Source organism: Pseudidiomarina woesei (assembly GCF_001418345.1).
Lineage (GTDB): Bacteria > Pseudomonadota > Gammaproteobacteria > Enterobacterales > Alteromonadaceae > Pseudidiomarina > Pseudidiomarina woesei.
The window spans coordinates 1-24,417 of sequence record NZ_LIPW01000012.1; the positions used below are offsets into that span (position 1 = coordinate 1).

At 45.7% G+C, this 24,417-nt stretch carries 30 protein-coding genes; 24 read left to right on the top strand and 6 right to left on the bottom strand.

Annotation, left to right across the window (positions count from 1 at the left end; translation table 11 throughout):
• The first annotated feature begins 115 nt into the window (after positions 1-115).
• The 13 genes from ASC40_RS11320 to ASC40_RS11385 all read left to right on the top strand — a co-directional run bounded on the left by ASC40_RS11320 (position 116) and on the right by ASC40_RS11385 (position 9,280).
• Positions 116-673, top strand: coding sequence for a MaoP family protein (locus tag ASC40_RS11320; protein WP_055439927.1), 558 nt, complete (start codon positions 116-118; stop codon positions 671-673).
• 140 nt (positions 674-813) lie between these two features.
• Positions 814-1,278: a DUF2846 domain-containing protein gene (locus tag ASC40_RS11325; protein WP_055439928.1), complete on the top strand. Its 465-nt coding sequence runs from the start codon at positions 814-816 to the stop codon at positions 1,276-1,278.
• A 97-nt stretch (positions 1,279-1,375) separates the two neighbouring features.
• Positions 1,376-1,990, top strand: a complete 615-nt coding sequence (locus ASC40_RS11330; protein WP_055439929.1) for a dual OB domain-containing protein — start codon at positions 1,376-1,378, stop codon at positions 1,988-1,990.
• A gap of 7 nt (positions 1,991-1,997) precedes the next feature.
• A complete protein-coding gene (locus tag ASC40_RS11335) occupies positions 1,998-2,438 on the top strand; it encodes a DUF488 domain-containing protein (RefSeq protein ID WP_055439930.1) in 441 nt (146 codons plus the stop codon).
• Entirely contained in the window at positions 2,438-3,043 is a 606-nt protein-coding gene (locus tag ASC40_RS11340) for a DUF4326 domain-containing protein (RefSeq protein ID WP_055439931.1), read from the top strand. Before ASC40_RS11335 ends, ASC40_RS11340 begins: the two co-directional genes overlap by 1 nt.
• 149 nt (positions 3,044-3,192) lie before the next feature.
• Positions 3,193-3,444, top strand: coding sequence for a type II toxin-antitoxin system Phd/YefM family antitoxin (locus ASC40_RS11345; protein ID WP_055439932.1), 252 nt, complete (start codon positions 3,193-3,195; stop codon positions 3,442-3,444).
• Positions 3,434-3,718: a type II toxin-antitoxin system RelE family toxin gene (locus tag ASC40_RS11350; RefSeq protein WP_055439933.1), complete on the top strand. Its 285-nt coding sequence runs from the start codon at positions 3,434-3,436 to the stop codon at positions 3,716-3,718. Before ASC40_RS11345 ends, ASC40_RS11350 begins: the two co-directional genes overlap by 11 nt.
• 178 nt (positions 3,719-3,896) lie before the next feature.
• On the top strand, positions 3,897-4,451 hold the full coding sequence (locus ASC40_RS11355; protein WP_055439934.1) for a hypothetical protein: 555 nt from the start codon (positions 3,897-3,899) through the stop codon (positions 4,449-4,451).
• A gap of 400 nt (positions 4,452-4,851) precedes the next feature.
• The gene (locus ASC40_RS11365) at positions 4,852-5,853 is read left to right on the top strand and encodes a hypothetical protein (RefSeq protein ID WP_055439936.1); all 1,002 of its coding nucleotides are present in this window, start codon (positions 4,852-4,854) and stop codon (positions 5,851-5,853) included.
• 239 nt (positions 5,854-6,092) lie between these two features.
• Positions 6,093-6,698: a hypothetical protein gene (locus ASC40_RS11370; protein WP_055439937.1), complete on the top strand. Its 606-nt coding sequence runs from the start codon at positions 6,093-6,095 to the stop codon at positions 6,696-6,698.
• 27 nt (positions 6,699-6,725) lie between these two features.
• Positions 6,726-6,977 (top strand): hypothetical protein, encoded by a 252-nt coding sequence (locus ASC40_RS11375; protein WP_055439938.1) that lies wholly within the window; start codon positions 6,726-6,728, stop codon positions 6,975-6,977.
• A gap of 81 nt (positions 6,978-7,058) precedes the next feature.
• Positions 7,059-8,327 carry an APC family permease gene (locus ASC40_RS11380; RefSeq protein WP_055439939.1) on the top strand — a complete coding sequence of 423 codons (1,269 nt, stop codon included), beginning with the start codon at positions 7,059-7,061 and terminating at the stop codon, positions 8,325-8,327.
• Between the two features lie 35 nt (positions 8,328-8,362).
• A complete protein-coding gene (locus ASC40_RS11385) occupies positions 8,363-9,280 on the top strand; it encodes a cation diffusion facilitator family transporter (RefSeq protein WP_055439940.1) in 918 nt (305 codons plus the stop codon).
• Here ASC40_RS11385 and ASC40_RS11390 read toward each other — a convergent pair.
• Together ASC40_RS11390 and ASC40_RS11395 are read right to left on the bottom strand one after the other, a co-directional pair.
• Entirely contained in the window at positions 9,277-10,635 is a 1,359-nt protein-coding gene (locus ASC40_RS11390; RefSeq protein ID WP_055439941.1) for a permease prefix domain 1-containing protein, read from the bottom strand. The genes ASC40_RS11385 and ASC40_RS11390 overlap by 4 nt on opposite strands.
• Positions 10,616-10,978: a PadR family transcriptional regulator gene (locus ASC40_RS11395; RefSeq protein ID WP_055439942.1), complete on the bottom strand. Its 363-nt coding sequence runs from the start codon at positions 10,976-10,978 to the stop codon at positions 10,616-10,618. Before ASC40_RS11395 ends, ASC40_RS11390 begins: the two co-directional genes overlap by 20 nt.
• A 137-nt stretch (positions 10,979-11,115) precedes the next feature.
• Between ASC40_RS11395 and ASC40_RS11400 the strand changes: the two genes are divergently transcribed.
• Positions 11,116-11,361, top strand: a complete 246-nt coding sequence (locus ASC40_RS11400; protein WP_055439943.1) for a GlsB/YeaQ/YmgE family stress response membrane protein — start codon at positions 11,116-11,118, stop codon at positions 11,359-11,361.
• A gap of 41 nt (positions 11,362-11,402) precedes the next feature.
• On the opposite strand, the gene yghU is transcribed toward ASC40_RS11400, so the two are convergent.
• Positions 11,403-12,254, bottom strand: a complete 852-nt coding sequence (gene yghU, locus ASC40_RS11405) for a glutathione-dependent disulfide-bond oxidoreductase (protein ID WP_055439944.1) — start codon at positions 12,252-12,254, stop codon at positions 11,403-11,405.
• Between the two features lie 138 nt (positions 12,255-12,392).
• On the bottom strand, positions 12,393-12,797 hold the full coding sequence (locus ASC40_RS11410) for a BON domain-containing protein (RefSeq protein ID WP_055439945.1): 405 nt from the start codon (positions 12,795-12,797) through the stop codon (positions 12,393-12,395).
• 140 nt (positions 12,798-12,937) lie between these two features.
• Here ASC40_RS11410 and ASC40_RS11415 point away from each other — a divergent pair, with 140 nt between their 5' ends.
• Genes ASC40_RS11415 through ASC40_RS11430 form a run of 4 tightly spaced genes read left to right on the top strand, consistent with a single transcriptional unit; the run spans position 12,938 to position 15,904 of the window.
• Positions 12,938-13,396: a YccF domain-containing protein gene (locus ASC40_RS11415; RefSeq protein WP_055439946.1), complete on the top strand. Its 459-nt coding sequence runs from the start codon at positions 12,938-12,940 to the stop codon at positions 13,394-13,396.
• Between the two features lie 9 nt (positions 13,397-13,405).
• Positions 13,406-14,434 (top strand): saccharopine dehydrogenase family protein, encoded by a 1,029-nt coding sequence (locus ASC40_RS11420; protein ID WP_055439947.1) that lies wholly within the window; start codon positions 13,406-13,408, stop codon positions 14,432-14,434.
• Positions 14,427-15,392: a phospholipase A gene (locus ASC40_RS11425; protein ID WP_055439948.1), complete on the top strand. Its 966-nt coding sequence runs from the start codon at positions 14,427-14,429 to the stop codon at positions 15,390-15,392. Before ASC40_RS11420 ends, ASC40_RS11425 begins: the two co-directional genes overlap by 8 nt.
• Positions 15,393-15,433: 41 nt before the next feature.
• Entirely contained in the window at positions 15,434-15,904 is a 471-nt protein-coding gene (locus ASC40_RS11430) for a hotdog fold domain-containing protein (protein ID WP_055439949.1), read from the top strand.
• 26 nt (positions 15,905-15,930) lie between these two features.
• Here the strand turns inward: ASC40_RS11430 and ASC40_RS11435 are convergent, their stop codons facing one another.
• Positions 15,931-16,503, bottom strand: a complete 573-nt coding sequence (locus ASC40_RS11435; protein ID WP_055439950.1) for a gamma-glutamylcyclotransferase — start codon at positions 16,501-16,503, stop codon at positions 15,931-15,933.
• A gap of 43 nt (positions 16,504-16,546) precedes the next feature.
• Here ASC40_RS11435 and ASC40_RS11440 point away from each other — a divergent pair, with 43 nt between their 5' ends.
• Positions 16,547-17,008, top strand: a complete 462-nt coding sequence (locus ASC40_RS11440) for a methyltransferase family protein (RefSeq protein WP_055439951.1) — start codon at positions 16,547-16,549, stop codon at positions 17,006-17,008.
• A gap of 50 nt (positions 17,009-17,058) precedes the next feature.
• Positions 17,059-19,650: an EAL domain-containing protein gene (locus ASC40_RS11445; protein ID WP_055439952.1), complete on the top strand. Its 2,592-nt coding sequence runs from the start codon at positions 17,059-17,061 to the stop codon at positions 19,648-19,650.
• On the opposite strand, the gene ASC40_RS11450 is transcribed toward ASC40_RS11445, so the two are convergent.
• The gene (locus tag ASC40_RS11450; RefSeq protein ID WP_055439953.1) at positions 19,647-20,651 is read right to left on the bottom strand and encodes a DUF2339 domain-containing protein; all 1,005 of its coding nucleotides are present in this window, start codon (positions 20,649-20,651) and stop codon (positions 19,647-19,649) included. The genes ASC40_RS11445 and ASC40_RS11450 overlap by 4 nt on opposite strands.
• 144 nt (positions 20,652-20,795) lie before the next feature.
• On the opposite strand from ASC40_RS11450, the gene ASC40_RS11455 reads away from it, so the two are divergent.
• From ASC40_RS11455 to ASC40_RS11470, 4 genes are read left to right on the top strand one after another with little or no spacing between them, the layout of a single operon-like run.
• Positions 20,796-21,182, top strand: a complete 387-nt coding sequence (locus tag ASC40_RS11455) for a response regulator transcription factor (protein ID WP_055439954.1) — start codon at positions 20,796-20,798, stop codon at positions 21,180-21,182.
• Positions 21,183-21,185: 3 nt separating this feature from the next.
• The gene (locus ASC40_RS11460) at positions 21,186-21,950 is read left to right on the top strand and encodes a YaiO family outer membrane beta-barrel protein (protein WP_055439955.1); all 765 of its coding nucleotides are present in this window, start codon (positions 21,186-21,188) and stop codon (positions 21,948-21,950) included.
• Positions 21,907-23,013, top strand: coding sequence for a HEAT repeat domain-containing protein (locus ASC40_RS11465; protein ID WP_082432565.1), 1,107 nt, complete (start codon positions 21,907-21,909; stop codon positions 23,011-23,013). Before ASC40_RS11460 ends, ASC40_RS11465 begins: the two co-directional genes overlap by 44 nt.
• A complete protein-coding gene (locus tag ASC40_RS11470) occupies positions 23,000-24,415 on the top strand; it encodes a glycosyltransferase family 2 protein (RefSeq protein ID WP_055439957.1) in 1,416 nt (471 codons plus the stop codon). The genes ASC40_RS11465 and ASC40_RS11470 overlap by 14 nt, the downstream gene beginning before the upstream one ends.
• The last annotated feature ends 2 nt before the right edge of the window (positions 24,416-24,417 follow it).

A 24,417-nucleotide genomic window follows, 5' to 3' on the forward strand; every position in this document is an offset into this window, starting at 1 on the left:
CGTTCGGACACACAATTCGTTGTGGAATTTGTATTTCGCTGCGCTACATTATTGCAAATTCCACAACAAATCGTGCGCCGCATAGGCGAGCGTTATGTTTTCAAGGAGATCTGCATTGATTCGTGATCTGTTAGTGAAGGTTATCGAAAGGCTGGTTGATTTACTCCTCGGCTTTAAGTCGCTATTACTGCAAAAGAAAAATTCTACACAGGGCGGTGTGGAGCCGATACTAGTGCTTACTTACGAAGAGAAAAAAGTCGATCAGAAACGCGCAAAGAAATTTTCAAAAGCGCATAGAGCCTATGTAGGGAAGCCGTACATCCTTCAGTGCAGCGAGGTAATTTTCAGCGAGGACGAACGCAAAAGCTTAATGAGATATGGGAGTTGGTTAAGTGCACTGGCTTCGAACAAAATCAAGCCTGAAACACCTGCACAAGAAGAGTTTCTTCAAATGTGTCAGGAAATTCGGGGGTTGAGCTTTAGTGGGATGCTCGCGTACTACCAAAATAAATCAGATGAGCTAGATGTACTACGAGCAGTATGGCTGAAATACCTCTGTAGAGTAAAGTTTGAAAGAGATAATCCGAATTTGCCAAAAGAAAACATTAAAGTTGATTGGGGTTGGCATGGGCCACCAATTCACTCTGGAGATCACGTATTCTTTTCGAAATAAACATAACAATCCGCTGCACGCCGACACATACTGCTCCGCCCGTTTTTGTGTGTCGCTGCGCGCCACTTTACACAAAAACGCTCTCCGCAGTATGTGCGGGTGAGCGGGGCGTTTGTTTTTGTAGTGATGGAGCTTAGTATATGTTTAAGAAGTTTATTTTTGCACTAGGCATTATTGTGTCACTTACTGGTTGTAGTGCAACAGGACCTAAGTTTACTGAAACTGAAGCACCAGAGGTAAATAAGGCTAAAGTGTATTTTTATCGGCCTTGGGCTATGTTAGATGGCGCTGCATCGCCAGTAGTGCAGATAAATGGCGTAGATAGTTTTGAGATAGGTAATGGTGGCTTCCATGTAATAGACCTTAGTCCAGGCAATACAATAATTGCAGTTAAAGAGGGTGGCTTTATGTCCAATTGGCGTGCCGGTCCGTTACAGATATCTTTCGATGCACAAGCCAATAACACTTATTTTGTTCGCTTAACTGCGGCTCTTGATAACGCAGCTTATGTTGGTGGCGTAGCCAGTATTTCTGGTAACTACTCGCTTGGATTGGTTAATCCAGAAATCGCCAAGCAAGAACTGCGTGAAACTAAGAAAAACTAACAAGGCAAGTCAGCATCGCACCTTCGGTGCTGGACTCGCTAACGCTCGCCGCTGCTTGCGGCGTTAAGCGCCAAGGTGCACGTAGCAAGGAGAATGTATGAGCCAAACAGAAATAGTTATACTGGCAAATTCAGTTAAGCATGGACAGCATTGCGTGGCTGGCAAGTGTATGAATACCGGCAGATGGATTAGACCTGTGTCCAATGCACAAGGTGCCGAGTTAAGTCATGAACAAGCAAAATATCAGAATCCATACGGTACGTATGGAGTAAAACCACTTCAAAAAATCCGAATGGGATTCTCACAACATGTTCCGCTTCCACATCAGCCGGAAAATTATCTGATAGACGGCAACCTGTGGCAGCAAAACTATTCTATTGGAGTAGGGGATCTGCCCAACTACCTTGACCAACCTGTTGACATATGGGGGCAGGATAACAGAGTACAGCATGCTCTAATTACTTCTGGATTATATAATGTTCCTCAATCGCTTTACCTCGTTCAAGTAGAGGGGCTTAGCCTCTATAATACAGACGACGGCAAGAGGAGAGCATCTTTTACTTATAACGGGATCACGTATGATCTAGCTGTGACTGATCCAAAATTTGACGAAATAGTAAGAGATAATCGCGATGTTAACCAAATTCTTTGTATAAGCCTTGGGGAAGAGTATCAAGGCTATTGCTACAAGCTTGTAGCCACAATTTTCTGAGGTTTTAATGGATATTTATACTATCGGATTTACTCAAAAAAATGCTGAAAAATTTTTTAAATTTCTCAGGGTTTCTGGTGTTAAAACACTTGTCGATGTTCGCTTAAATAATGTATCGCAATTAGCAGGTTTCGCAAAAAAAGACGATCTTAAGTTCTTTCTGAGAGAGCTGTGCGGGGCTGAATATGTTCATTCACCAGAGCTTGCGCCAACTAAAGATATTTTAAATGCGTACAAAAAAGGGGAAATGCCTTGGAACGTTTACGAGGATAAGTTTCTAAATCTTATGGCGCAGCGAAATATTGAGAAATCGATTAAGTCAGAACTGCTTGATCATGGGTGTTTGCTATGCAGCGAGCATGAACCACATTTTTGCCACAGAAGGCTGGTTGTCGAGTATCTTAATGAACATTCAAATCTAAACCTCAAAGTGAAGCATTTATACTGATGGCTATTGTTCTAATTTTTTATCCGAAGGACTTTAATTGCTACTCGAAGTTCTCTCGGAAAGTAGGCAAAATAATTTCGAGCTTAGACAAGGTTTCTTTAGTATACCCCGCCGATCCTAACGGATTCATTCAGAAATTCTGCGAAGAGCAGCCTGATGAAATACAAAGTAAAGAGCTTTTTGATTGGCAAAATGAAAATATAACCCACGCGATAGTTTTTGATGATGGTGAAGAATTTCCGATGGAGACTCAAAGGTTGCGATCTATCGGGTTGCCCATCCGGGTCGTGAATATTTCGATAACGCGCGTTATAAATATAAAAATAGACACTGAATACCAAGCAAAAAAAAGCACGCCAAACTATGAGTATATCGGGAGAGGATCATACTGGGGTAACCCTTATTCAATGTATGAAGAAGGTGATGATCGCGAAGAAGTTATTCGAAAATTTAAGTATGACTTCGATTATGAAAAGTTTCCAAATAAAGAAAAATCAGAGGTGTATAAATTGGCAGGAAAGCGATTAGGCTGCTTTTGTAAACCGCACGCATGTCACGGTGATGTTCTTGCAGATTTTTTGAATTCATGGGATGACGGAAAGTAAGCGCTTAACAAAGCGCTGCTACGGAAAATTTACTCGCTGGCGCTCCTAAATTTCCGCAGAGTGCGGCGTTAGGGCTCAGTTTTTATCTAGGCAAAACTATGAAAATAACCTAAAATATGATCTTTATTTAGGTCATATTTGAGGTTTTTATGCGCCAAGTGTTAGCAGATTTTTCTGTAAGCATCTCAGAGTTAAAGAAAAATCCATCATCGTTGCTGTCCCAAGCTAGTGGTTCACCTATTGCTATCTTGAATCATAATAAGCCTGCTGCATACCTTATACCTGCGGATACGTATGAGGCAATTATGGAAATGATCGAGAATTACGAACTGGGCAAGCTGGTCGAAGAGCGTCGTAGTGAGCGTGCAGAAGCCATCGCGGTGTCGCTGGATGACCTATAAGCTGAAATTTGTACCCTCAGCACTGAAGGAATGGAAGAAGCTGAACGCTGCTATAAGAAGTCAGTTCAAGAAGAAGCTTGAGGAGCGACTTATTAATCCAAGAGTGCCTTCGGCAAAGCTTGGAGGCTACAGTTCAGTGTACAAAATTAAACTACGATCAGCGGGTTACCGATTGGTTTACGAAGTGGTCGATGAAGAGCTAGTCATCTATGCTCTTGTCGTTGGTAAACGAGAGAAAGGGAAGGTCTACCAGACTTTGAAGGACCGAAAATGATGCCGACATCTCGCCATTAAAAGCAGTTGCAACGGCTGCCAATGTCAACAAGGGGTGAAAACTGATCCACACTCGATCAATTTTAATCTGTTGCTAATAGCTACACTGCGGATCGACTATTAACGTACTGCCAACGGGTATATAAGGTATCTCTAGGTCACATAATCGGTGAGAGTCTATGAAAATTTTGAACGTACTGTTGTTTTTAGCTATCTGCGGACTATCTTTTATGTCAACCTCGTTGTTAGCTGACGACAACCTAAAGCTACTTGCTGCTTATCAAGCTGATCAAGAAGCGCGTTCGGAAGAGAATTTGAAAAACGGTAATTTCCCGATATATAGCGATGAAATGGCCCGCCGATTATTGGTTTTTGAAGAGCTGGTTAATGGCCGTATTTCAACTGCTGCAGATTTCGTGCATGCAGCGGTTATATTGCAACATACAAATCTTGAGCACGTTGACAAAAAACTCGTAAGTATGGGCAATGAAAATCACTTGTTGGCATTTTATTTGGCAAAACGAGCTGCGGAATTAAACCATCCTGACGGTCGTTGGTTGATGGCTGCAACCTACAATCGATATATCGAAAACCGCGGACTAAGTCTTGAGTCTTATGGCGTGGCTTATAGCGATGGTGAATTGAAAGCGGCTAGCAAAGATATATCCACTGCTGATCGAACAACCAAAGGCTTGCCCCCGTTACCTGCGATTGTATACGAACGCGATGAGTAATACATGCGGGGGCGTAATGTCCGTTAGGTTTGTTTTCAGTTTATGCGTCGTATTTATTTTATCCTCGTGTGCTGTAAGTTCAGACACGGAAACGCCAATATGTTTTGCTTCCGAGTCTGAAGCGCGCAAAGTGGGCCGTAAGATATATGACAAAGGATTTAACCACCGAGTAAGCTATTGGGTTACCGGTAATTCAGAAAAAACGATTGTGGGTCTCGGACTAAAATGGGGGGGATTTTCACCTACAGATTTTTGTCCACAAGATCAGTTTCCGGTTTTAGTGCTTTATGATCAACCGAAGGATAGCCCATATGATAAGCAGGTTGTTTTGAAATGGGCTAATTTTGTGTTTCGCCAAATGCATAACGATATGAAAACCTCTGGATAAGGCACTCATCAAATGCGCACCGCCATAAAAACGAAAATACCACTGCTATTTCTCATTGCTATTTCGCTATGGTGGACGTTTTATTATCAATCGAATTCAGTGCTGAATGACTTTGGAAGTGCCAACTATGAATGGCTGTTCTTCATTGATGCGTTCTTTGTTCTGCCCATACTCTGCTTTGTCTGCATAAAGAATAAAAAAGAAGCACTACTAAAAGCCACTGTGCTGTGCAGCATTGCTGTTTTGGTCGGCAGTTTTATTATTCCGCAGACAAATAAACTAATTTGGCCCTATCTTGAGCAGGGGCGGTATTTCGTTTTAGCCGCATTGGTGCTGCTTGAGTTATCGGTGTTGCTTACTGTTTATGTTTCGATTAAAGCGGCGCTAAACCAGAACATCGATCCAGATTTGGCTATAGCAGAACCGATTAAGCGCTATTTAGGAGACGGTTTGGTGGCTAAGGTGTTCAGTTTTGAAACCCGCCTGTGGACTTACGCATTATTTGCTAGCCGAATTAAGCCAGAACGCTTTAATGGCGAGCAGCATTTTACTTATCACCAAAAAGACGGCGCACAGAGCAACCTACTTGGGTTTATTTTATTAATTATTATTGAACTGCCAATTGCGCATGTATTACTGCATTTTTTCTGGTCGCCACTTGCGGCAAATATTATCACAGCGCTAACGCTATTTAGTTTGGTGTTTTTTATCGCTGAATATCGTGCGTACGCGAAACGGCCTATTTCGCTAACCGCAAACGAGTTAATTATTCGCTATGGAATTTATCCACCGCAGGTTATTCCGTTATCAAAAATTGCAGCGGTTAAGGCGCATGCAACTTATGTAAAGCGAGCAAAGCAAGTGAAACGCTATAACAGTTCAGGTGTGCCAAATATTGCGATTGAATTGAAGCCAGCAAGTGATGGTTCGGATCATGTGATACCGACAATATACTTGGGGATTGATCAGCCTAATGTATTTTTAAATGAACTCAAGCCTCGGCTAGCTCTATAGCTAATTGGCTTAATGATTAAACGCCACTTATCATAAAATTGATAGCTGCGATGATTTTTGAATGATAGCGCAGAGCAGGATTAGGGTTGGTTTGGCACCTTTGGTGTTTGGGCGGCGGTGCTCTCATGCAAGTGTGGCAAAAAAAAGCTGGCGGATTGTCGCTAACGGGTGCATTTCAATACGTTGCGAGTTGTGTGTTTATATGGCTAATGTTGGCCATTTTGGAGAACTAATTGCGTATGAGCCGTAATCAAAAACTGCTGCTATTCATGTTCATTCCGCTGCTTTCAAGCTGCCAAGTGGCAGGCGTTGCCGTGCAAGCCGTCACCGGCAGTATTGGCTGCAGTGTCAATGACAACCCAACGGCTAACCTTCAACCCGGTGCAACGCGAGACATCGCGCTGAACTTATCACTGAACGATGCGGGTAAAGTGATTGAGCTTAATGAAACCGCGGTGTGTGAGTACCAAGGCAGTATGTGCGCCGGCGGCAAGTGGTATTCAGTCTGGTATGGTGACCAAGATATCACCCACACGATCAATTTATCTGATGACAATCAGCTGGTATTTAAACCGCATAATTTCTGCATTCAAGTCCATGACTATGAAGAACAATGTGCAGCCGGTAATTGCTCAGCAAGTGAGCAGTTCATGGTTAAATTACACTATTCAAAAGCCATACAAGAACAGCGAAAGGCGCAAGATGTTGACTGGAAACAAGGCGAAATGACAGATTTCTCATTGGTTAATGGCCAAAAACTAGTGAACTACGGGTATGACGTTAGCAACTATCGTGTTGTTTTTGGTGACCTAAAATCTGCCAGTACAGCTGGAAAATTATTATAAATCGCTAACTGAATAATTGGAGTCATTATGCTTACAAAATTACTGCAGCATGTGGGCGCGTTTGTCATTGTTATGTTGGCTTTTGCATTACTAAGCTTGCCGGCTATTGGTTTTACTTATTTGCTGGCGTGGTTGTTAAGCTTAGTGTTTGATATTAACTTCGACAGTGCAATTACGCACGGTGTGTTGTTGGTGCTTTCGGCTATTTGGACCCTAGCCACCATAAACAGCAAAGAAGGTAGCGAAGAATTATCTAAAATGCTGACGTTGAAGCGTTAACGGCAGCGCTTTGAAAACGTCATAAAAATGTCATAAAGCGGTGCTACGTTGGCTGATCACCAAAGCTAAAAAGGAATAATAATGACACAACAGTTAGTACGTGAAACAACACTTGTTGGCGCTATTATTCTAGGCTTAGGCTCAATTTTGGGTACGGGTGCGTATGTCAGTGTGGGCTTAAGTGCTGAATTGGTTGGGCCAAATTTGGTCTTTGCTATTGTTATTGCGGCAGTAACGGCTTTGTTGAATGGCTTAAGTTCGGCCCAATTAGCTGCTGTGCACCCTGTAAGTGGTGGCACATACGAGTATGGCTATAAGTTTCTCAACCCAACCGCAGGCTTAACAGCCGGTACCTTATTTGTGCTAGCAAAAAGCGCTTCTGCAGCTACTGCGGCGCTTGCCGTTGCTTGGTATTTACACGGGTATATAAGCTCATTTATGAATACGCCGGCTTGGGCAATCAATGCAATTGCCGCAGCGTTATTGCTTGTTTTTACTGCGTTTGTGCTTAGCGGTGTGCGCCGAACTAATTGGTTAAACGCAATTCTGGTCACCATTAGTGTTGCCGGTTTAGTGGCGTTTATTGTGGCCGCTTATGGCCAACCTAGCCCGCCACAAATTTTTACTGAGGCTTCACTGCAACACTACGACAACGGTTTGTTCTTTGCGGCCGCCTTAATGTTTGTGGCCTTTACCGGTTACGGCCGCATTGCCACCATGGGCGAAGAGGTCATGAACCCACGCCATACCATTCCTAAAGCCATTGTGCTGACATTGGCTTTAATCAGCCTGTTATACATTGCTGTTGGCTTGGCTATTTTGCACGTTAGCGGCACTGCAAGTTTTGCCCAAAGTAACTTCAATATTGCCAACCTCGTTGAAAATTCACCGTGGCACAGCGTGGTGCTTGTGGGTGGTATTGTCGCTATGTGCGGCGTTATTCTGAACTTGGTACTTGGCGTGTCACGCGTGGTACTTGCTATGGGCCGTCGAGGCGACTTACCACAGCGCTTAGCAACCTTAGATAGCGAGCAAAAATCGGCGCCAGCAGCAACCTGGGCTACTTTTGCCGTTATGGCCGCCATTGCCCTGCTAGGCGGTGTAGAAACGGCATGGACATTCAGTGCCTTCACTGTACTCATTTATTACGGCCTAACTAACCTCGCCGCGCTAAAAATACCCCAAGCCCAACGTTTTGTCCCCAAGTGGGTTTCCATACTTGGCTTAATCGCCTGTTTCGGCTTGGCCGTATTTATTCCCTGGCAAACTATCGCCCTGGGCATTGTCTTGGTGTTGTGTGTTATTGTCTTCAAACGAATAACGAATAACGCACGCGCAGCTAATATCTAATATCCAATAGCTAATATCGATTTTGGGTTTAAACCATGGGCCATAACCACGATCACAGCAAAGACCTTTCCTCGGAACGCCTCGGCTGGGCGTTCCTGCTTAATTTCTGTTTTACCATTATTGAGTTTATCGGCGGCATACTAACCAACAGTACCGCCATTCTGGCTGATGCCGTGCATGACTTAGGCGACAGCTTGTCGCTTGGCTTAGCGTGGGTGCTCAATAAATTGGGTAAAAAGCAAGCGAACAACCAATTCACTTATGGTTATCGGCGCTTGAGCCTTGCTGGGGCGTTTGTGAATGCCATTGTGCTCATAGCGGGTTCAGCGTGGGTGCTGGTTGAGGCTATTCCGCGCTTATGGAACCCGCAAATGCCCATTGCTGAAGGCATGGTTGGGCTGGCCATTTTAGGTATTGCCGTGAATGGCTTTGCAGCTTACAAACTCTCGGCCGGCAAGAGTTTGAATGAGCGCATTATTAACTGGCATTTAATGGAAGATGTGCTGGGTTGGGTGGCCGTACTTATCGTCGGTATTGTGCTGCACTTTGTAAACCTGCCAATTTTAGATCCGCTGTTATCAATAGCGTTTACGCTGTTTATTTTGTTTAACGTTATTCGCAATTTGTATGAAACCGCCCGCCTGTTCTTCCAAGCTGCGCCAGATAACGGCACCGTAACGGAAGTGATCACAACCTTAAAGCAGCTGCCCCATGTGGTTGATGTACACCACGTGCACTTTTGGTCGCTTGACGGTGAGCATCACGTATTAACTGCGCATTTAGCGCTGGATGATGACATTGACACCACCGCGCGACGCGACTTAAAAGAACAGATTGATAATGCGCTCGCGCCCTATCGGTTAAGCCATACGACTATAGAGCTTGAGTTGCCCGGCGAGCGATGCCGTGATGATAAACCGCATCACCACGACCACGCTGCGCATTCGCATTAGCCAAAACTAAATACTATCGGCAGCACCAGTACGACCACCGCGGCCCATGCCACGTAAACGGGCACCATACGGGTTTGCCAGCGCTCTAGGGGCGCAAACCCGTGGGCACCACGAATAAGCCCGAAGTAATACCATGCGTAGCCGCTTAAACTGATTAATAGAATACAATTTTCACCAAGTGCCGCTAACCGGTTCGGCGTAATTCCCATGGCGAAAATGCGATCAGACATAGCGCTTAAGGCGACTAAGTTAATGCTTAAGGCGCTAAGCACCAGTAGCAGTTGCAAGGTATCGAACAACCCCGCCGGCGCTGACGGTTCGCGTGAAGAAACGGAATACAGCACCAATCCAAGTACAATAATTAGCATCGCATCAAGGCCAATTAATACGTCACGCTGCATGTCGAAGGCGCGACCTGACACTAGCAGAACAGCTAAAAAGCTGATTAATAGCAGGGTAAATAGCGGTGTGAAAATACGTGCTAGCACCGGCGCCATGTTCTCAACCGCGCCTTTTTTCATATCGACCAACCAGCCGACAATAACGACCGCACCCATGGCGCCACTGGGTATCAGCCATTGCTGGGCAAAGAATTCAATGTCAAAGCCAATAAAAGCGAATAATCCAATAGTTAACGCGGTTAACACGCCACCACCTAACGCAATAAGCACAAAATAAATGGCGTATTCACCCGAAAAACGAATAAAGTCCATGCGCCGCGCATCGGTTTGCCACCAGTTACCGGTATACATAACACCGACCAAAAACCACAGTACAATGGGTAAGTGTAATACCGCTAAGTCACCGGTGTCGGAAATGCGTTGCCATGGAAATGCATTCATAGCTATTGCGAACACACCAACCGTTGCCACTATGAGCCACCAAGCACGGCTGTCAAGCTGCCGTTTTACCACCCAATAACCAGCTAAAACGGGTAAACAGAATAAGCTAATATTACGTGCGTAAACCCATTCGTGTTGTTCAGGATTAAAACCCAAAAGGCGAGGCAGTTGGAAAAGCAGTGCCGCAACAACGGCAAACCCAAGGGCGATTAGTACATCTTTGCTCCAAGATGCTTCTTGCTGATTAAACACTAAATTTTGCCACAGCCGGCCGGTATGCACTTCAGCAAACTCATGTGACACCGCTTCAAGATTACCAATGCGTTTGGTGGCAATTAGAAAAGCCTCATCGGCATGCAGCCCTTGCGCCATAAATGCATCTATTTGATCACGCAGATGACTTTCTAATTCGTCGGCATCGTCGCTCACAATGGCCGATCGGCGCAAAACAAATTGACGCCATTGGGTTATGCTTTGCTCTAAATCGAAAAGATTAGGCGAATTCGATATCATGGCTGCCACTCCGTTGAATGTCGCGCCAAACTTTATTCAGCGCTTGATTAATGATTTGCCATTGCTGTTGTTGTTCACACAATGTTTTCCGGCCGTCTTCTGTAATGGCGTAATATTTACGTTTACGGTTTGAGTCACCGACATGCCAACGCGAAATGAGAAAGCCTTGCTTTTCTAAACGATGTAACAATGGATATAACATGCCATCTGTCCATTGCAATTTGCCCCCAGACAATTCTTCCACGCGTTTTACTATCTCGTAGCCGTAGGTTTCACCCTCAGCAATAACGCCAAGCACTAATGGTGTGGACGAAGCGGCCATTAAGTCTTTAGATAAATTCATGTGTTATTACCCCATCTATACCTAGAGCTGTTAGGTATAATGCTATACCTAACATCTCTAGGTATGCAAGTTCGCGCTATGAAAATATTCTGCTAGGCTTACTAACAACCTGTTTAAAAACAAAAAAGGAGAAGCACATGGGTTTTCTTTGGTTTTTGTTAGTTGGGCTTATTGCCGGTTGGTTAGCGGGCACGCTTGTGAAAGGCGGTGGCTTTGGTATTTTAGGTAACATCGTCATCGGTATTATTGGCGCTATGCTTGGCGGGTTTTTGTTCAACCTGCTTGGGCTGTCTAGCGACGGCAGCATTATTGGCAGCATTATTGTTGCTACCGTTGGCGCTATAGTGCTGTTAATTATTGTGCGGGCGTTGAAAAAGGCCTAGCGCGAAGTCAGAAAAAGTAAAAAGGGCTTTTCAGCCCTTTTTTATTGGTTAAAGTCGCTCGCGTCATGGCGTTCGCGCAATTGTTTGTCGGCCTCACCCCAGGTTTTATTTACAATACGTCCGCGCTGAACGGCCGGCCGTTTGGCTATTTGTTCAGCCCAGCGCAGTACATTTTTATAAGTATGCGCTTCTATAAATTCAGCTGCCTCATAAACCTGATTTGTAACTAATGCGCCGTACCAAGGCCAAATGGCCATATCGGCAATAGTGTACTCGTCTCCGGCTATGTACTCATGCTCCGCAAGTTGGCGATTGAGCACATCCAGCTGGCGCTTAATTTCCATGGTGTAGCGGTTAATTGGGTACTCGTATTTTTCTGGAGCGTAGGCATAAAAATGACCAAACCCACCGCCTAAAATAGGGGCGCTGGCCATTTGCCAAAATAACCAATTTAGGGTTTCTGTGCGTTTAGCGGGGTCTTTAGGAATGAACGCTCCAAATTTTTCGGCCAAATAAAGCATAATTGAACCCGACTCAAACACTCGTGTCGGTGGTGTGGTACTGACATCAAGCAGGGCCGGAATTTTCGAATTAGGGTTCACGCTTACAAACCCGCTACTGAACTGGTCGCCTTCAAGAATTTCAATCAAGTGGGCATCATACTCGGCGTCATGAATACCAGCCTCAAGTAACTCTTCAAGCAGAACCGTTACTTTTACCCCATTAGGTGTGGCTAGCGAATAAAGTTGCAATGGGTGTTTGCCTACGGGTAGCTCTTTATCGTGTGTCGCGCCAGCAATGGGGCGATTAATGCTCGCGAACTTGCCACCGCTTTCTTGGTCCCACTGCCAAACCTTCGGGGGCGTGTATGACTTATCTGTTGATGACGACATGCGTGCTCCTAGCTATCAAATGTATGGTTAAGAGTGTAACGCACTGTAGGGCACTTTGGATTATTCGACTTTGGCATAAGGCGTATTGAATTGGCATAAAAAAACGGCGCCGAAGCGCCGTTCTTATTTTTTCAGCAGTTATTGCTGTACTTCAATGTCGTTTTCAACCGACTTCACACCTTCAATTCCTTCGGCAAGCTGTTCAGCTAAGTCTGCTTCTTCTGCAGTTGCCACAACGCCACTGAGAACCACATGGCCATCAATGGTTTCAACATTTATTTGGCTAGCACTCACTTGGTCAGCTTCAAACAATGCTGTTTTAACGCGCGCAGTAATTGAGCTATCGCTCAAGAAATCGCTAGTGCGCTCTGCTGATTCACGTGCAAAATCGGCAGCATCTTCAGCCGCGCGTTGTGTTGCCTCAGTTGCTTGCTCTAATGCTGTTTGTGTTTCTTCACGCGTTTCTTCTTGCTCTTGCTGTGAGCAAGCAGATAAAGCCAATGCAGAAATGGTTGCAATAAGTAAAGTTTGCAGTGTTTTCATGGTAAAACCTCCTGTTTTCGATATGCTTGTAAGTCGTTACAGTCTAAACATAGTAAAGACACAAAAAATTTGTAGGTGGTTTACAAAGCTTTTGCGTTGTCGACATAGCAAACTCGGTAAAATTTAATGGAGGCAGCAGTATGCGCACATTAGGGAATATTTTGTGGTTTATTCTGGGTGGCGCCGTTATGGGGCTTGGCTGGTGGCTAGCCGGTTTGGTCGCTTTTATTACCATTGTCGGTATTCCTTGGGGCCGCTCTTGTTTTGTTATTGGTCTTTTTTCGTTTTTCCCATTTGGGCAAGAAGCCATTGCGCGTGATGAGCTTACTCAAAAAGAAGATATCGGCACCGGTTCACTCGGCTGTTTAGGGAATGTGTTGTGGTTTATTTTCTTTGGTTGGTGGCTCGCTCTGGGTCATTTGGTTGCAGCAATTGCTATGTTTATTACCATTATTGGTATTCCATTTGGTATTCAGCACATTAAGCTGGCTGCCATAGCGCTCTCGCCGGTGGGTAAAACCATTGTCAGCAAAGAAGTAGCGGCCGCTGCACGCATGCATAATGCACAGCAAACAGTAAGCAACCTGCGTAAAAAATAAGGAAAACATATGAAGTTCATGATTTACGGCGCCAACGGCTACACCGGGAAGCTTGTGGCTCAACAAGCCAAGCAGCGCGGGTTAACCCCAGTATTGGCGGGGCGCAATGGTGAAGCTATTCATAAGTTAGCTGGCGAGCTTGAGCTACCTAGCTGTGTGGTGAACCTACATGATACTCAGGCATTGCAGCAAGCGTTGAGCGATATTGATCTTGTCGTGCATTGTGCCGGCCCATTTGAAGTAACAGCCCAGCCCATGATTGAAGCCTGCTTGGCAAGCAAAACTCATTATGTGGATATTACCGGTGAGCTTAGTGTGTTCGAGTATGCGCATGCACAACATGAGCGTGCGGCAGCGGCCGGCATTGTGCTATGCCCTGGTGTTGGGTTCGATGTTATTCCAACCGACTGTGTGGCGGCCAAGCTTAAGCAAAAGCTTCCTGACGCAACTCATTTAGCGCTAGGTTTTGACTCGGCTTCACGCATGAGCCGTGGTACTGCTAAAACCAGTGTGCGGCGTTTAGGCCAAGGTGGTGCAGTGCGTGCTAATGGCACCATCACCACGGTACCGCTTGCCTACCGAACTCGCGAAATAGATTTTGGTAACGGCAATAAATTTGCCATGACCATACCTTGGGGCGATGTCTCAACGGCTTTTTATACCACAGGGATCCCCAACATTGAGGTGTATATTCCGGCCTCACCGAAGTTAGTGAGTAAGTTGAAAAAACTCAATTGGTTACGTTGGTTGTTGCGCATTGAAGGCGTGAAAAAGTTTTTGGAAAAGAAAGTTGATAGGCAACCTGCGGGGCCAAGCGACAAGCAACTCGAACAGGCGACGACTTACGTGTGGGGTGAAGCTCGCAATGCAGCGGGTATAACGGAAACACTGCGCGTGCAAGTGCTGAACGGTTACAAGTTGACCAGTATGGGGGCAATTGATGTAGCCATGCATATTGTCTCGCAGCAGCCGGCGGGCGGCTATTACACCCCAGCGTTGTTATGCGGTGAGCAGTTGGTGGAGAAATATTATGTTTAAGTATAGTGCTGTGAAGTTTGGTTTATTGGTCGGTGGACTGTTTTGGTCTCAGCTTGTGTTGGCGCAAGATACCTCGGATAATGCCGTGAACAATCCACAAGCTGAAGTCGAGCTTGATGCAGAAGCTTTTGCAGAAACCGACTTAATTGGTCGATTTTGGGAGCTTGGTGAAGACCAAAAGCGCGGTATTTTTGACCTGCGCACCTTTCACCCCAACTTTATTTTGCCAGTTCATTACAGCTCAAACCCCAATGAGCAGCCAAGCTCGCCAACGCGTGGGCCGGGAACGCCATTTGAAAACTTGCAACCTAACGAGGTCAAGCTGCAGTTGTCACTGCGCACCAAGTTGGTTGAAGACATTTTGTTAGATGGTGATATTTGGGTGGCGTATTCGCAAACATCGCTTTGGCAAGCATGGAATTCAGACGACTCTTCTCCGTTTCGAAGCACCAACTATAAACCTGAAGTTTTTTACGTGATGCCGTGGAAAGAAAAATGGGACTTTATTCCTGGTGACGCCACCGTACGCTTTGCCAAAGCAGGTTTGGCGCATGAATCGAATGGTCAGCGTAAGCCTGACTCGCGTAGCTGGAACTATATTTATTTTGGCGGCGCCGTTGAGTGGGGCCCAGTCATTTGGGAGACTACGTGGAAGCAACGTGTTAACGAAGTTGGCGATAAGGACGATAACCCTGATTTAGTGCGCTATCGCGGTAATTTCGAGAACCGTTTTTCGTGGCGTAATAATTTGAGTACCTATAGTTTAACGCGCATTACTCGAGAACTGTCTTGGGACAAAGGCTCATGGCAGCTTGATTTCACGCACCCATTAAACTCTGACAAACCTGATGGACTACGTTTTTATATTCAATTCTTCTCGGGCTACGGGGAAACGTTGCTAGATTATAACCATCGTCAAAACCGTATTGGCATTGGCTTTTTGTTGTTAAATATTTAGGTTGTGAGAGCAGCCGACGCCCTTTGGAGTACAGCCAACTGATGAACGAAAACTACTTACTCAAGCTTTATCATAAAACCTTAAAACTACCCTTTGGCCGCGCGTTGTTTTCGCGCATTTTTGCCAAGAAAGCACCGTATTTTAGCACCATAAAACCAACCATTGCTGACTTAAAGCCTAATTACTGCGAGTTAACCTTCAAAAAGCGCAAAGCCGTGCAAAATCATATTGGCACTGTGCATGCCATTGCTTTGTGTAATGGCCTTGAAATGGCGATGGGAGCCCTTGCGGAAGCGTCGATACCCAAGCACCTACGGTGGATACCCAAAGGCATGACAGTAACCTATACCGCCAAAGCTGATAGCGATATTCGAATTGTTGCCAGCGCTGATGAAAATGCTTGGAAACCGGGTGATTTACCTGTGCTTGTGCAAGGCTTTCGTGCTGACGGTACCTTGGTTATTGACGGTGTGATTACGATTTATATTTCTGAAAAACCGACGCGCAAATAGTGCTGCGAAAGTTAACGGCCCGCCGGTTACTCAGAGGCCAATGCCAGTAACTCACGCTCTATGGCGAACACATGATCATCGTGTTCGCCAAGCTCGCGCAGGGCCTCGGCTAATTTTAATAAGTACTCATCATTAGGGCCGCTTGGGCCGTGCGAGTTGGCAATATGCTGGGCAATCTGTGTTGCTGAAGCGTCGCCCAAAAACGCCGCGTTATCGGGGCCGGCAATATAAACCAACCCTTCCACTGAGCCGGGCTCATTAAGCCATTCAAACTCAGTAAAAATGCGCAAGTAACCATTTTTTTCACGATGATCTAGGTGCGCAAATACGTCTGGTGTGACTTCATACGCCATACCCGCGCACACGGCTTCAGGCGCTTCAATAAGCGTGGCAACGCGACCCGGGTTATCGGGCGTACCGCGGTGATCGTGTGACCCTTGCCAAAACCGCCGAACCCAACCACGAATACGCGCTGGTTTGCGTTGTATAAAAGGGAAATCTGCTTCATAAATCAAAGACCCATAACCAAACAGCCACACTGATTTCAGGTGGTCTAACGGCTGGCGCTGCTGATTTAATGCAATAGTGTTGTGTGACATAGGCAGCTATTTTAACACTTCTTCACTAGCACAGGAAAACGGTATGCAAAAACTTGAGTTGAAAGTACCACCGGTAGCGGTGGTTGCCATTATTGCTGGTTTCATGGCGTTAACCTCGCGCCTGCTGCCCATGCAACCTTGGCACTTTACCGATGCCAAGGCTCTTGCGTTTGCTTTGGTAACCGCCGGTGCCTTTATTGCCGTGGCTGGAGTGATAGCGTTTCGCCAGGCCAAAACGACCGTCAACCCAATGAAGCCAGAAGAGAGTTCTGAAATTGTTCAAACTGGTATTTATCGTTTTACGCGTAACCCAATGTACTTGGGTTTTCTGCTGGCGTTAGCTGGTTGGGGTGTGTGGTTAGCAAGCCTGCCGGCATTCATGTGGTTAATTATTTATGTGTTGTATATGAATCGCTTTCAAATTACTCCTGAGGAGCGCATATTAGAGCAGCATTTTGGCGCCCAATATATAACCTACAGAAAGCGAGTGCGGCGCTGGTTTTAACGGGTATTCAATGCTATACGTTAAGTGAACACAAACAAAAGAGGTGCCATTTGCGAAACATAAAAAGCATATCGTTTTTTGCGTTAGTCGCTTGTCTATGTTTCGGTCAAGCCTCTTTTGCCTACAACGTTGAAGCTGAACCTCAAGTTATTCGTGTAGGCGTTTATGAAAACCCACCTAAAATTATGTTTGAAAATGGCCAAGTTTCGGGCCTTTTCGGCGATATTTTACAAGAAATAGCTTTTCGAGAAGGTTGGCACATTGAGCCAATTACCTGCGAATGGAATGCGTGCTTACAGTTGCTTAAAGCTGGCGAAATTGACTTAATGCCCGATGTGGCACTGAATCAACAACGCGATGAAAGCTTTATTTTTCACCAAACACCGGTATTGCACTCGTGGTCGCAGTTATATGGCAAACGTTCATTAAAAGTATCGAGCTTGCTTGATCTTGAAGGTGTGCGCATTGCGGTTTTAGAAGACTCTATACAACAAGCGTATTTGGCTGACATTGCGAGAAATTTTGGCTTGCAGGTAGAATTTGTTGCGGTGCGCTCATTTGAGCAAGGTTTTCAGGCGGTGCTGGCAAACCAAGCCGATGTGGTTGCGTCAAACCACTTATATGGTGATCGTCGTGCACGAGAACTTGATCTAGAACCCACGCCGGTGATGTTTCAGCCTAGTCGATTGTATTTTGTTAGCGGCAACGCTCAATTGCAGAGTGTTATTAATACCATCGAGACGTATATCAGTGACTGGCGAGGTGACGCACACTCACCGTTTTACCAAATTCTGCAGCGCTGGCGTGCCATGCCTTCCGATGCTCCTGCGTTTCCTTATGCCTTAATTACCTTGCTTGGCAGTGTACTGCTGTTGGTTTTTGCTACCGTGCTATGGCTACGCAGACGCGTCAAACAACGCACTCTTGAGCTGGCGCATAGTGAGTTAAAGCTAAACACCATTCTTGATTCGGTAGAGGCTTATATTTATATCAAAGACAAAAATCTTCGGTATGAATATGCCAATAAAAAAGTGTGTGATTATTTAGGAACCACCACAGACAAAATTATCGGCCAGTCGGATGCTGCTTTTTTCAATAAAAAAACCTGTGAGCACTTACGCGAGAGCGATTTACGGGTAATTCACCAAGGTGAGCGCGTAGCAGATGAAGAGAATAACGTGACTGCCGATGGCAGTATGCGTCACTTTTTATCCGTAAAAATTCCGCTACGTAATGCACATGGAGAGGTTTATGCACTGTGCGGTATCTCCACCGATATCACCGATCACATCAGCATTAAAGAATCGCTCAATCATTTAGAGTATTACGATGCAATTACAGGCTTGGCGAATCGCAAGTTACTGCTACAAAACTTAGAACATGCCTTGGCAAGTTCTAATCGAACCGGCTACGAAGGCGCTCTGGTTAGCATAGACTTAACCCATTTCACCATTATAAATGACACCTTGGGGCACGCAGCCGGCGACCAAGTGCTACAGCAAGTGGCACAGCGTATTCGTAGTAGCATTGACGACACAGACACCGCCGCACGTTTAGGTTCTGATGATTTTGTAGTGATTTTGGAAGACTTAAGTCGTGACCCAGAACAAGCCGTATTAGCGGCTCGAAATTGGGCGCGAGAACTGCTCGTAGCGCTTGCAGAGCCTTATGTGCTGGGCGACATAACCCATAGCACAACTGCATGTATTGGTGTCACCATGTTCTCGGACAGTCAACATAGCGTGGCTGGGTTGCTTAAAAACGCCGACTTAGCCATTGCTGAAGCGAAAGCTCAAGGTGCCGAGTCCATTCGGTTCTTCAACCCAGCAATGCAAGAGTCTATTAACCGCCGTATGTTAATTGAATCGGCGTTACGGCGGGCGGTGAAAAATAACGAACTTGAGCTGTATATGCAGCCGCAAGTGAATGAGGACCGTGAAGTTATCGCCGGTGAATTATTGCTACGCTGGACCGACCCAGACCTTGGAATTGTCTCGCCGGTTGAGTTTATTCCTGTGGCTGAGTCAAGCGGCCTGATAGTGCCGTTAGGTAGTTGGGTAATAGAACAAGCCTGCAGTATTTTGCAGCAATGGCAAGCGCACGATGCGCTCAAACACATGCCATTGGCGGTTAATATTAGCCCGCGACAATTCCGACATAGTCACTTTGTGACGCATATTGAGCGCTGCTTACAGGCTATGCAAATTCCACCTGGGTTGCTTGAACTTGAAATTACCGAAGGTTTACTTATTGATAATATTGATATCACGGTGAAGCGTTTGGCGCGCTTGGGCGAACTAGGTGTGCGTTTTTCGCTGGATGACTTCGGAACGGGCTATGCTTCGTTGGCGTATTTGAAAAAATTACCGCTGTACCAATTAAAAATTGATCAAAGCTTTGTGCGTGACATGCTTACCGATGTCAACGACGACGTGATTACCACCACAATTATTGGGTTAGGTAACAACCTGAACTTATCGGTCATTGCCGAAGGGGTAGAAACAAAAGCCCAGTTGGAGCATTTACGAAATTTAGGTTGCCATAAGTTTCAGGGTTACTTGTTCGGCCGGCCTCAGCCTATTAGTTACTGGCAAAGCCGGCTTGAACAAAGCAAGACATTACAAGAAGACACTTCGGTTTAGCGAGCCGGCGGGACTAATTTCTCTAGGCTCGCCGGGGTGATGCGCATGATCATGCTGCGTAGCGGGTGCCAAAATACCGACACCAACAGAAGCCCAAAGCCAATCACCACGCCAATAATTGCTGCGCCTAAGTTAACCACACCAAAGCTAGTTAACAGCGCTGCGAATACATAAATCACATAGGATAAAGCCGATACCATTAGCGCGCGGCGGTCAAGAATGAGTGATAACGCACTTAAGCCAAGGTACAGAACTAAAGTAATAAGCGCTTGTGCTACGCTCACTTCAAAATCACTGTCGGCAATGGTAACAAATATGGGGTGAACTAATAACGGAGCGGCCAGTAAATGTAGCCAAAAAGCGACATCAGAATGGCGCGACTGGCGCAGTCTGTCTTGGCTATCCCACCACAAGGCAATGGCAAACACGACTACACCGGAAATAAAAATAAGTACCTTTATCAAAGTGTCAGAAAAATCAAACACCAAGCTGGCCGACGAAATCACAATGCCAATAACCGTGGCAAGGCCGGCAGCAAGAGTAATAGGCACTTTAAAGCGGTACCAGTGTGCCGCAGCCACAGCCGCAGTTATTGCAAAAGCTAAGACAAAATAACCGCCATGCTCAGCGGACTTAGCGGCGAAGCCGGTCGCTATTGCATAATAAACGCCACCTAAACAAAAAAACATTAACACAATGGAAGGCAGCGCCATGCGGCGTTTTAGGGTGAAATATTCAGACAATCCCCAAGCCGCAGCGGCAACGATGAAACCACCCACAAAATCATCAATGGTGTTACCTAAGGTGCCCAATGCAAATAAGGCTAATACTGCTGCAATCACTACAAATATGTCGTTAAACCCTGTAACCAGCCGAAAATGTTCTTCATCCTGTAGGGTGGAATGACGTTTTTGTTGCACAAAATCTCGAAACGCATTGATATTCTGTTCGGTTAATACTCCGCGTTCAACAGCGCTGTTGAGATCGTCATCGGTGTACATATGCACCTCGTGGTTATGATTATGTTGATTCATATATTGGCATTAGGGTGTGACTGAAACAAGTAGGTTGGCTGAGTTAATAATTGAGCTCGTTACAACTCTTTGCTACCTTTAATTAATTGTTATGAAACATTAGGTTGAATAATGAATCATAAAAAACAGATTCTTGTAGCTGAACATGACACCACCCTTCGCGAGCTGTTGGAATATTTGTTGCAACGCCAAGGTTACGCGATTGAAAGCGTAAGCGACGGTGAATTTGCCAAACGCCAATTGATGAGTCACAAAACCTATGACTTGGTTATTCTCGATTTATTATTACCGATAGTTTCCGGTAGCCAATTATTAAAATGGCTGCGCGATTATGAGACACATCGCCACATGCCAGTGCTGATATTAACTGACTTGCAGGACGACGATGATATTGCTGATGCACTTGATGCCGGTGCAGATGATTACATGATAAAGCCGTTTCAGCCTAAAGAATTGCAAGCTCGTATTCGCAAGCTTTTGCGCATAAAAAAGGACTAAAATATGGTGCGCTTGTTGTTAATGGTAACTCTGCTAAGCGTAAGTGTCAGTTATACCGCCCAAAGTGAAGAGCGGAAACAGCAAGCTCTAGAGCTGAGTTTAGGCTCAGAGCAATTGAGCGATAATTATCAAAGTTGGCAACTTGCGGCACTGCAATATGAGCAACAATTCAATACAGATACTTTGGCGTATGCGCGGCTTCAAAACACCAAACGTTTTGGTCAACGTGATAACGAATGGACACTTGGCACCTACTACAATATTAATTCGCTATGGCAAACCCATATTGAGCTGTCGCATTCTCCTAGCCATCGCGTCCGCCCAGTTAATGCTGCGCAATTTTGGTTGTCACGTACTTTGGATAATGGGTTTATTGCCAGCGTTGGTTATCACCGAACCGACTGGGACCCTACAGTCAGCCAAGGCTTTAGCGGCCGAATTGAACGCTATGTTGGCGCTTGGCGCTGGGCCTATACGTTACGTCGCGATGCACTCAATGGTGCCGCCCAAAATGGCTTATCCCATCAACTAACGCTGAGCCGATATTACCGTGAGCATAGCCATATCTCGTTGGCGTTGTCGGCGGGAGAAGAACTTGAAAAAATAAACCCAACAGACGTGGTTATCACTAACGTTAAGGGGGTTGCCATTTACGGATTGCATTACTCTAGTAACGATTGGGGTTGGCGTTGGTCTGTTAGCTTCAATCAACAGGGCGACTATTATGATCGCGCAGGAGCACAACTTGGCCTCCGATACCGCTTCTGAAGCACTCCTTTATTGGTTAAACCTCATTACCGTTGGGGTGTTGCTGGCGGTGGTCGCTACCTTTGTGAGCCTGTTTTGGCTGCGCCTAAAACACCAAAAAGTCGCTGAGCAAGTAGCGCAGCGGCAAACCTACTGGCAACAGGTGCTATTTGAGGCCTGTGATCCCAAGCACTGTATTAAACTTGATTCGCAACGTCTACGAGAGCTAAAAGCTAATAAAGACATTTTTTTTTGGTTTATGCAAAAGTGGTCGCAAATGCATCAGTACGTGCGAGGTGATGCCGACGATGGTTTGCAGCAACTGGCTGATAGGCTTAAGCTTGAAACGCGCATTTTACGCCTAACAGATACCCAAGATACACGGCTACTGATAGCTTGCTGCATTGCCTTGGGTGACATGCAAAAATTAAGTTCACAAGCAGTTATTCGGCTGGTTGAGCTTACTGACCACAAAAGTGGCATGGTGGTGCTGACGGCCTTGCGCGCGCTCATGCGTTATGACGCTCCGTTAGCGTTACCGTTGCTACTGAAAAACGTACAGCACATTGCCCCAGAACGATTGGTATCTATACTGCGCGAGTGCCCACCGAGGTTATTATCGGAGCAAGTTTCGCAAACAATTTTGCGAGATAATCCGAAATACGCAAGTTACCTTTTAAAAGTCATAAAAGGTATGGATCTGAACGTATCAGACACATTTGTCATGCAAACCTTACAACGTTTTGCCGATAGCGACGACATTATTGCCGCCACAATAGGGTTAATTCAGTCACCTAAATTACTGCCGTTAGTACGTCAGCATACCAAGCACCCAGCTGAAGCCGTTCGAATTCAAGCAACGTCGACACTGGCGCGCTTAGCGCAACCTGCAGATATCGAGTTACTCTGGCAGTTGGTTTGCGATAAGTCATGGTGGGTGCGCTACCGTGCTGCAGAAGGGCTTTTTGAACAACCCCAGTTAGCGCGATCAGAAATTATGGCGCGTGCGGCACAGCTTACTGACGAATATGGCAAAACTATGATCGCGCAAATTGCTGCGGAGACTCACTATGGACGCATTTGATAAAGCCGACTGGATAGCTATTGCTCAAGTTGTATTCATTGGTTACTTCGCTATTTTGACCTTCGTTTATTTATTGCTGAACATAATGAGCTACGTTGTCATTCGGCAATACATGAAAGACTATGACAATAATTTGTTGCCAGAGAGTTATGGGCCCTTGCTTCCGCCCGTCTCGGTAATCGTGCCAGCATACAACGAGTCGGCAAATATTATCGCCTCGGTAAAAAGTATTCTGCAATTAGACTATGCACGCTATGAAGTGATTGTGGTAAACGACGGCTCAAAAGATGACACCTTAGCCAAGCTTAAGCACGAGTTCGCGCTAGAGCTTTATACCGAAGCTTACCGACAGCAGGTTCCTTCCAAGCCAGTGATTGCGGTTTATCGTTCACGAAATTACCCACAACTACGGGTTATTGATAAAGCCAATGGCGGCAAAGCGGATGCACTAAACGCCGGCATAAATGCTTCACGGTATCCTTTGTTTTGTGCTGTGGACGCAGACTCTATTTTGCAACGAGATAGCTTGCAGCGTATTGTCCGCCCGTTTATTGATCGTCACGATACCGTTGCCGTTGGCGGCTCTATTCGTGTGGCTAATGGCTCGGCAATTCGTCATGGCCTTCTTACGCGCGTCGGTATTCCCAAATCTTGGTTAGCGCGGTTTCAAATTGTCGAATACTTGCGCGCATTTTTGTTTGGGCGAATGGGGTGGTCACCCATTAATGGCATGTTGATTATTTCGGGAGCCTTTGGGCTTTTTCAAAAGCAGGCTGTGGTTGCTTGTGGTGGGTATCAAGCAGCTACTGTAGGCGAAGATATGGAGTTGGTTTTGCGTTTACATGCGCATTTTAAACAACGCAACAAGCCGTATCACATTGCGTTTATTCCGGACCCCGTGTGCTGGACAGAAGCTCCTGAAGATATGGGTACCTTGCGAAATCAGCGCATTCGTTGGCAACGCGGGTTATTGGAAAGCTTGTTTAAAAACAAACGCATTATTACCTCACGCCAAGGTCGCGTTGCCGGCTGGGTTGCCTACCCATTCATGCTACTGTTTGAGGGGATGGGACCCTTAATTGAAGTGTTGGCGTACAGTTTGTCACTGTATTTTTTTATGACCGATGCGGTCGATATTTATTTTACCTTAGCTTTTGTCGTGGTGGCTTTTGGCTTTGGCATTTTAATGTCGACATTTTCCCTTATTCTTGAGGAGCTTACATTTCGAACGTATACATCAAAACGGGCACTATTGGTGTTAATTTTTACTGCGGTGTTAGAGAACTTTGGTTATCGACAAATAAACAGCTGGTGGCGCGTGCGCGGCTTATGGCAGTGGTTGCGCGGTCGCAAACATAATTGGGGCGCCATGAAGCGTGTGGGGAGCATTAACTCCCCATAACT

Excerpts from the sequence above, each read along its gene's own strand:
- ASC40_RS11395 (WP_055439942.1), bottom strand. The coding sequence starts at position 10,978 with ATGAATTTATCTAAAGACTTAATGGCCGCTTCGTCCACACCATTAGTG.
- yghU (WP_055439944.1), bottom strand. The coding sequence starts at position 12,254 with ATGTCGTCATCAACAGATAAGTCATACACGCCCCCGAAGGTTTGGCAG.
- ASC40_RS11345 (WP_055439932.1), top strand. The coding sequence starts at position 3,193 with ATGCGCCAAGTGTTAGCAGATTTTTCTGTAAGCATCTCAGAGTTAAAG.
- ASC40_RS11380 (WP_055439939.1), top strand. The coding sequence starts at position 7,059 with ATGACACAACAGTTAGTACGTGAAACAACACTTGTTGGCGCTATTATT.
- ASC40_RS11450 (WP_055439953.1), bottom strand. The coding sequence starts at position 20,651 with ATGTACACCGATGACGATCTCAACAGCGCTGTTGAACGCGGAGTATTA.
- ASC40_RS11355 (WP_055439934.1), top strand. The coding sequence starts at position 3,897 with ATGAAAATTTTGAACGTACTGTTGTTTTTAGCTATCTGCGGACTATCT.
- ASC40_RS11455 (WP_055439954.1), top strand. The coding sequence starts at position 20,796 with ATGAATCATAAAAAACAGATTCTTGTAGCTGAACATGACACCACCCTT.
- ASC40_RS11335 (WP_055439930.1), top strand. The coding sequence starts at position 1,998 with ATGGATATTTATACTATCGGATTTACTCAAAAAAATGCTGAAAAATTT.
- ASC40_RS11400 (WP_055439943.1), top strand. The coding sequence starts at position 11,116 with ATGGGTTTTCTTTGGTTTTTGTTAGTTGGGCTTATTGCCGGTTGGTTA.
- ASC40_RS11465 (WP_082432565.1), top strand. The coding sequence starts at position 21,907 with ATGATCGCGCAGGAGCACAACTTGGCCTCCGATACCGCTTCTGAAGCA.
- ASC40_RS11420 (WP_055439947.1), top strand. The coding sequence starts at position 13,406 with ATGAAGTTCATGATTTACGGCGCCAACGGCTACACCGGGAAGCTTGTG.
- ASC40_RS11435 (WP_055439950.1), bottom strand. The coding sequence starts at position 16,503 with ATGTCACACAACACTATTGCATTAAATCAGCAGCGCCAGCCGTTAGAC.
- ASC40_RS11330 (WP_055439929.1), top strand. The coding sequence starts at position 1,376 with ATGAGCCAAACAGAAATAGTTATACTGGCAAATTCAGTTAAGCATGGA.
- ASC40_RS11325 (WP_055439928.1), top strand. The coding sequence starts at position 814 with ATGTTTAAGAAGTTTATTTTTGCACTAGGCATTATTGTGTCACTTACT.
- ASC40_RS11340 (WP_055439931.1), top strand. The coding sequence starts at position 2,438 with ATGGCTATTGTTCTAATTTTTTATCCGAAGGACTTTAATTGCTACTCG.
- ASC40_RS11460 (WP_055439955.1), top strand. The coding sequence starts at position 21,186 with ATGGTGCGCTTGTTGTTAATGGTAACTCTGCTAAGCGTAAGTGTCAGT.
- ASC40_RS11425 (WP_055439948.1), top strand. The coding sequence starts at position 14,427 with ATGTTTAAGTATAGTGCTGTGAAGTTTGGTTTATTGGTCGGTGGACTG.
- ASC40_RS11370 (WP_055439937.1), top strand. The coding sequence starts at position 6,093 with ATGAGCCGTAATCAAAAACTGCTGCTATTCATGTTCATTCCGCTGCTT.
- ASC40_RS11430 (WP_055439949.1), top strand. The coding sequence starts at position 15,434 with ATGAACGAAAACTACTTACTCAAGCTTTATCATAAAACCTTAAAACTA.
- ASC40_RS11390 (WP_055439941.1), bottom strand. The coding sequence starts at position 10,635 with ATGATATCGAATTCGCCTAATCTTTTCGATTTAGAGCAAAGCATAACC.
- ASC40_RS11470 (WP_055439957.1), top strand. The coding sequence starts at position 23,000 with ATGGACGCATTTGATAAAGCCGACTGGATAGCTATTGCTCAAGTTGTA.
- ASC40_RS11410 (WP_055439945.1), bottom strand. The coding sequence starts at position 12,797 with ATGAAAACACTGCAAACTTTACTTATTGCAACCATTTCTGCATTGGCT.
- ASC40_RS11375 (WP_055439938.1), top strand. The coding sequence starts at position 6,726 with ATGCTTACAAAATTACTGCAGCATGTGGGCGCGTTTGTCATTGTTATG.
- ASC40_RS11385 (WP_055439940.1), top strand. The coding sequence starts at position 8,363 with ATGGGCCATAACCACGATCACAGCAAAGACCTTTCCTCGGAACGCCTC.
- ASC40_RS11350 (WP_055439933.1), top strand. The coding sequence starts at position 3,434 with ATGACCTATAAGCTGAAATTTGTACCCTCAGCACTGAAGGAATGGAAG.
- ASC40_RS11365 (WP_055439936.1), top strand. The coding sequence starts at position 4,852 with ATGCGCACCGCCATAAAAACGAAAATACCACTGCTATTTCTCATTGCT.
- ASC40_RS11415 (WP_055439946.1), top strand. The coding sequence starts at position 12,938 with ATGCGCACATTAGGGAATATTTTGTGGTTTATTCTGGGTGGCGCCGTT.
- ASC40_RS11440 (WP_055439951.1), top strand. The coding sequence starts at position 16,547 with ATGCAAAAACTTGAGTTGAAAGTACCACCGGTAGCGGTGGTTGCCATT.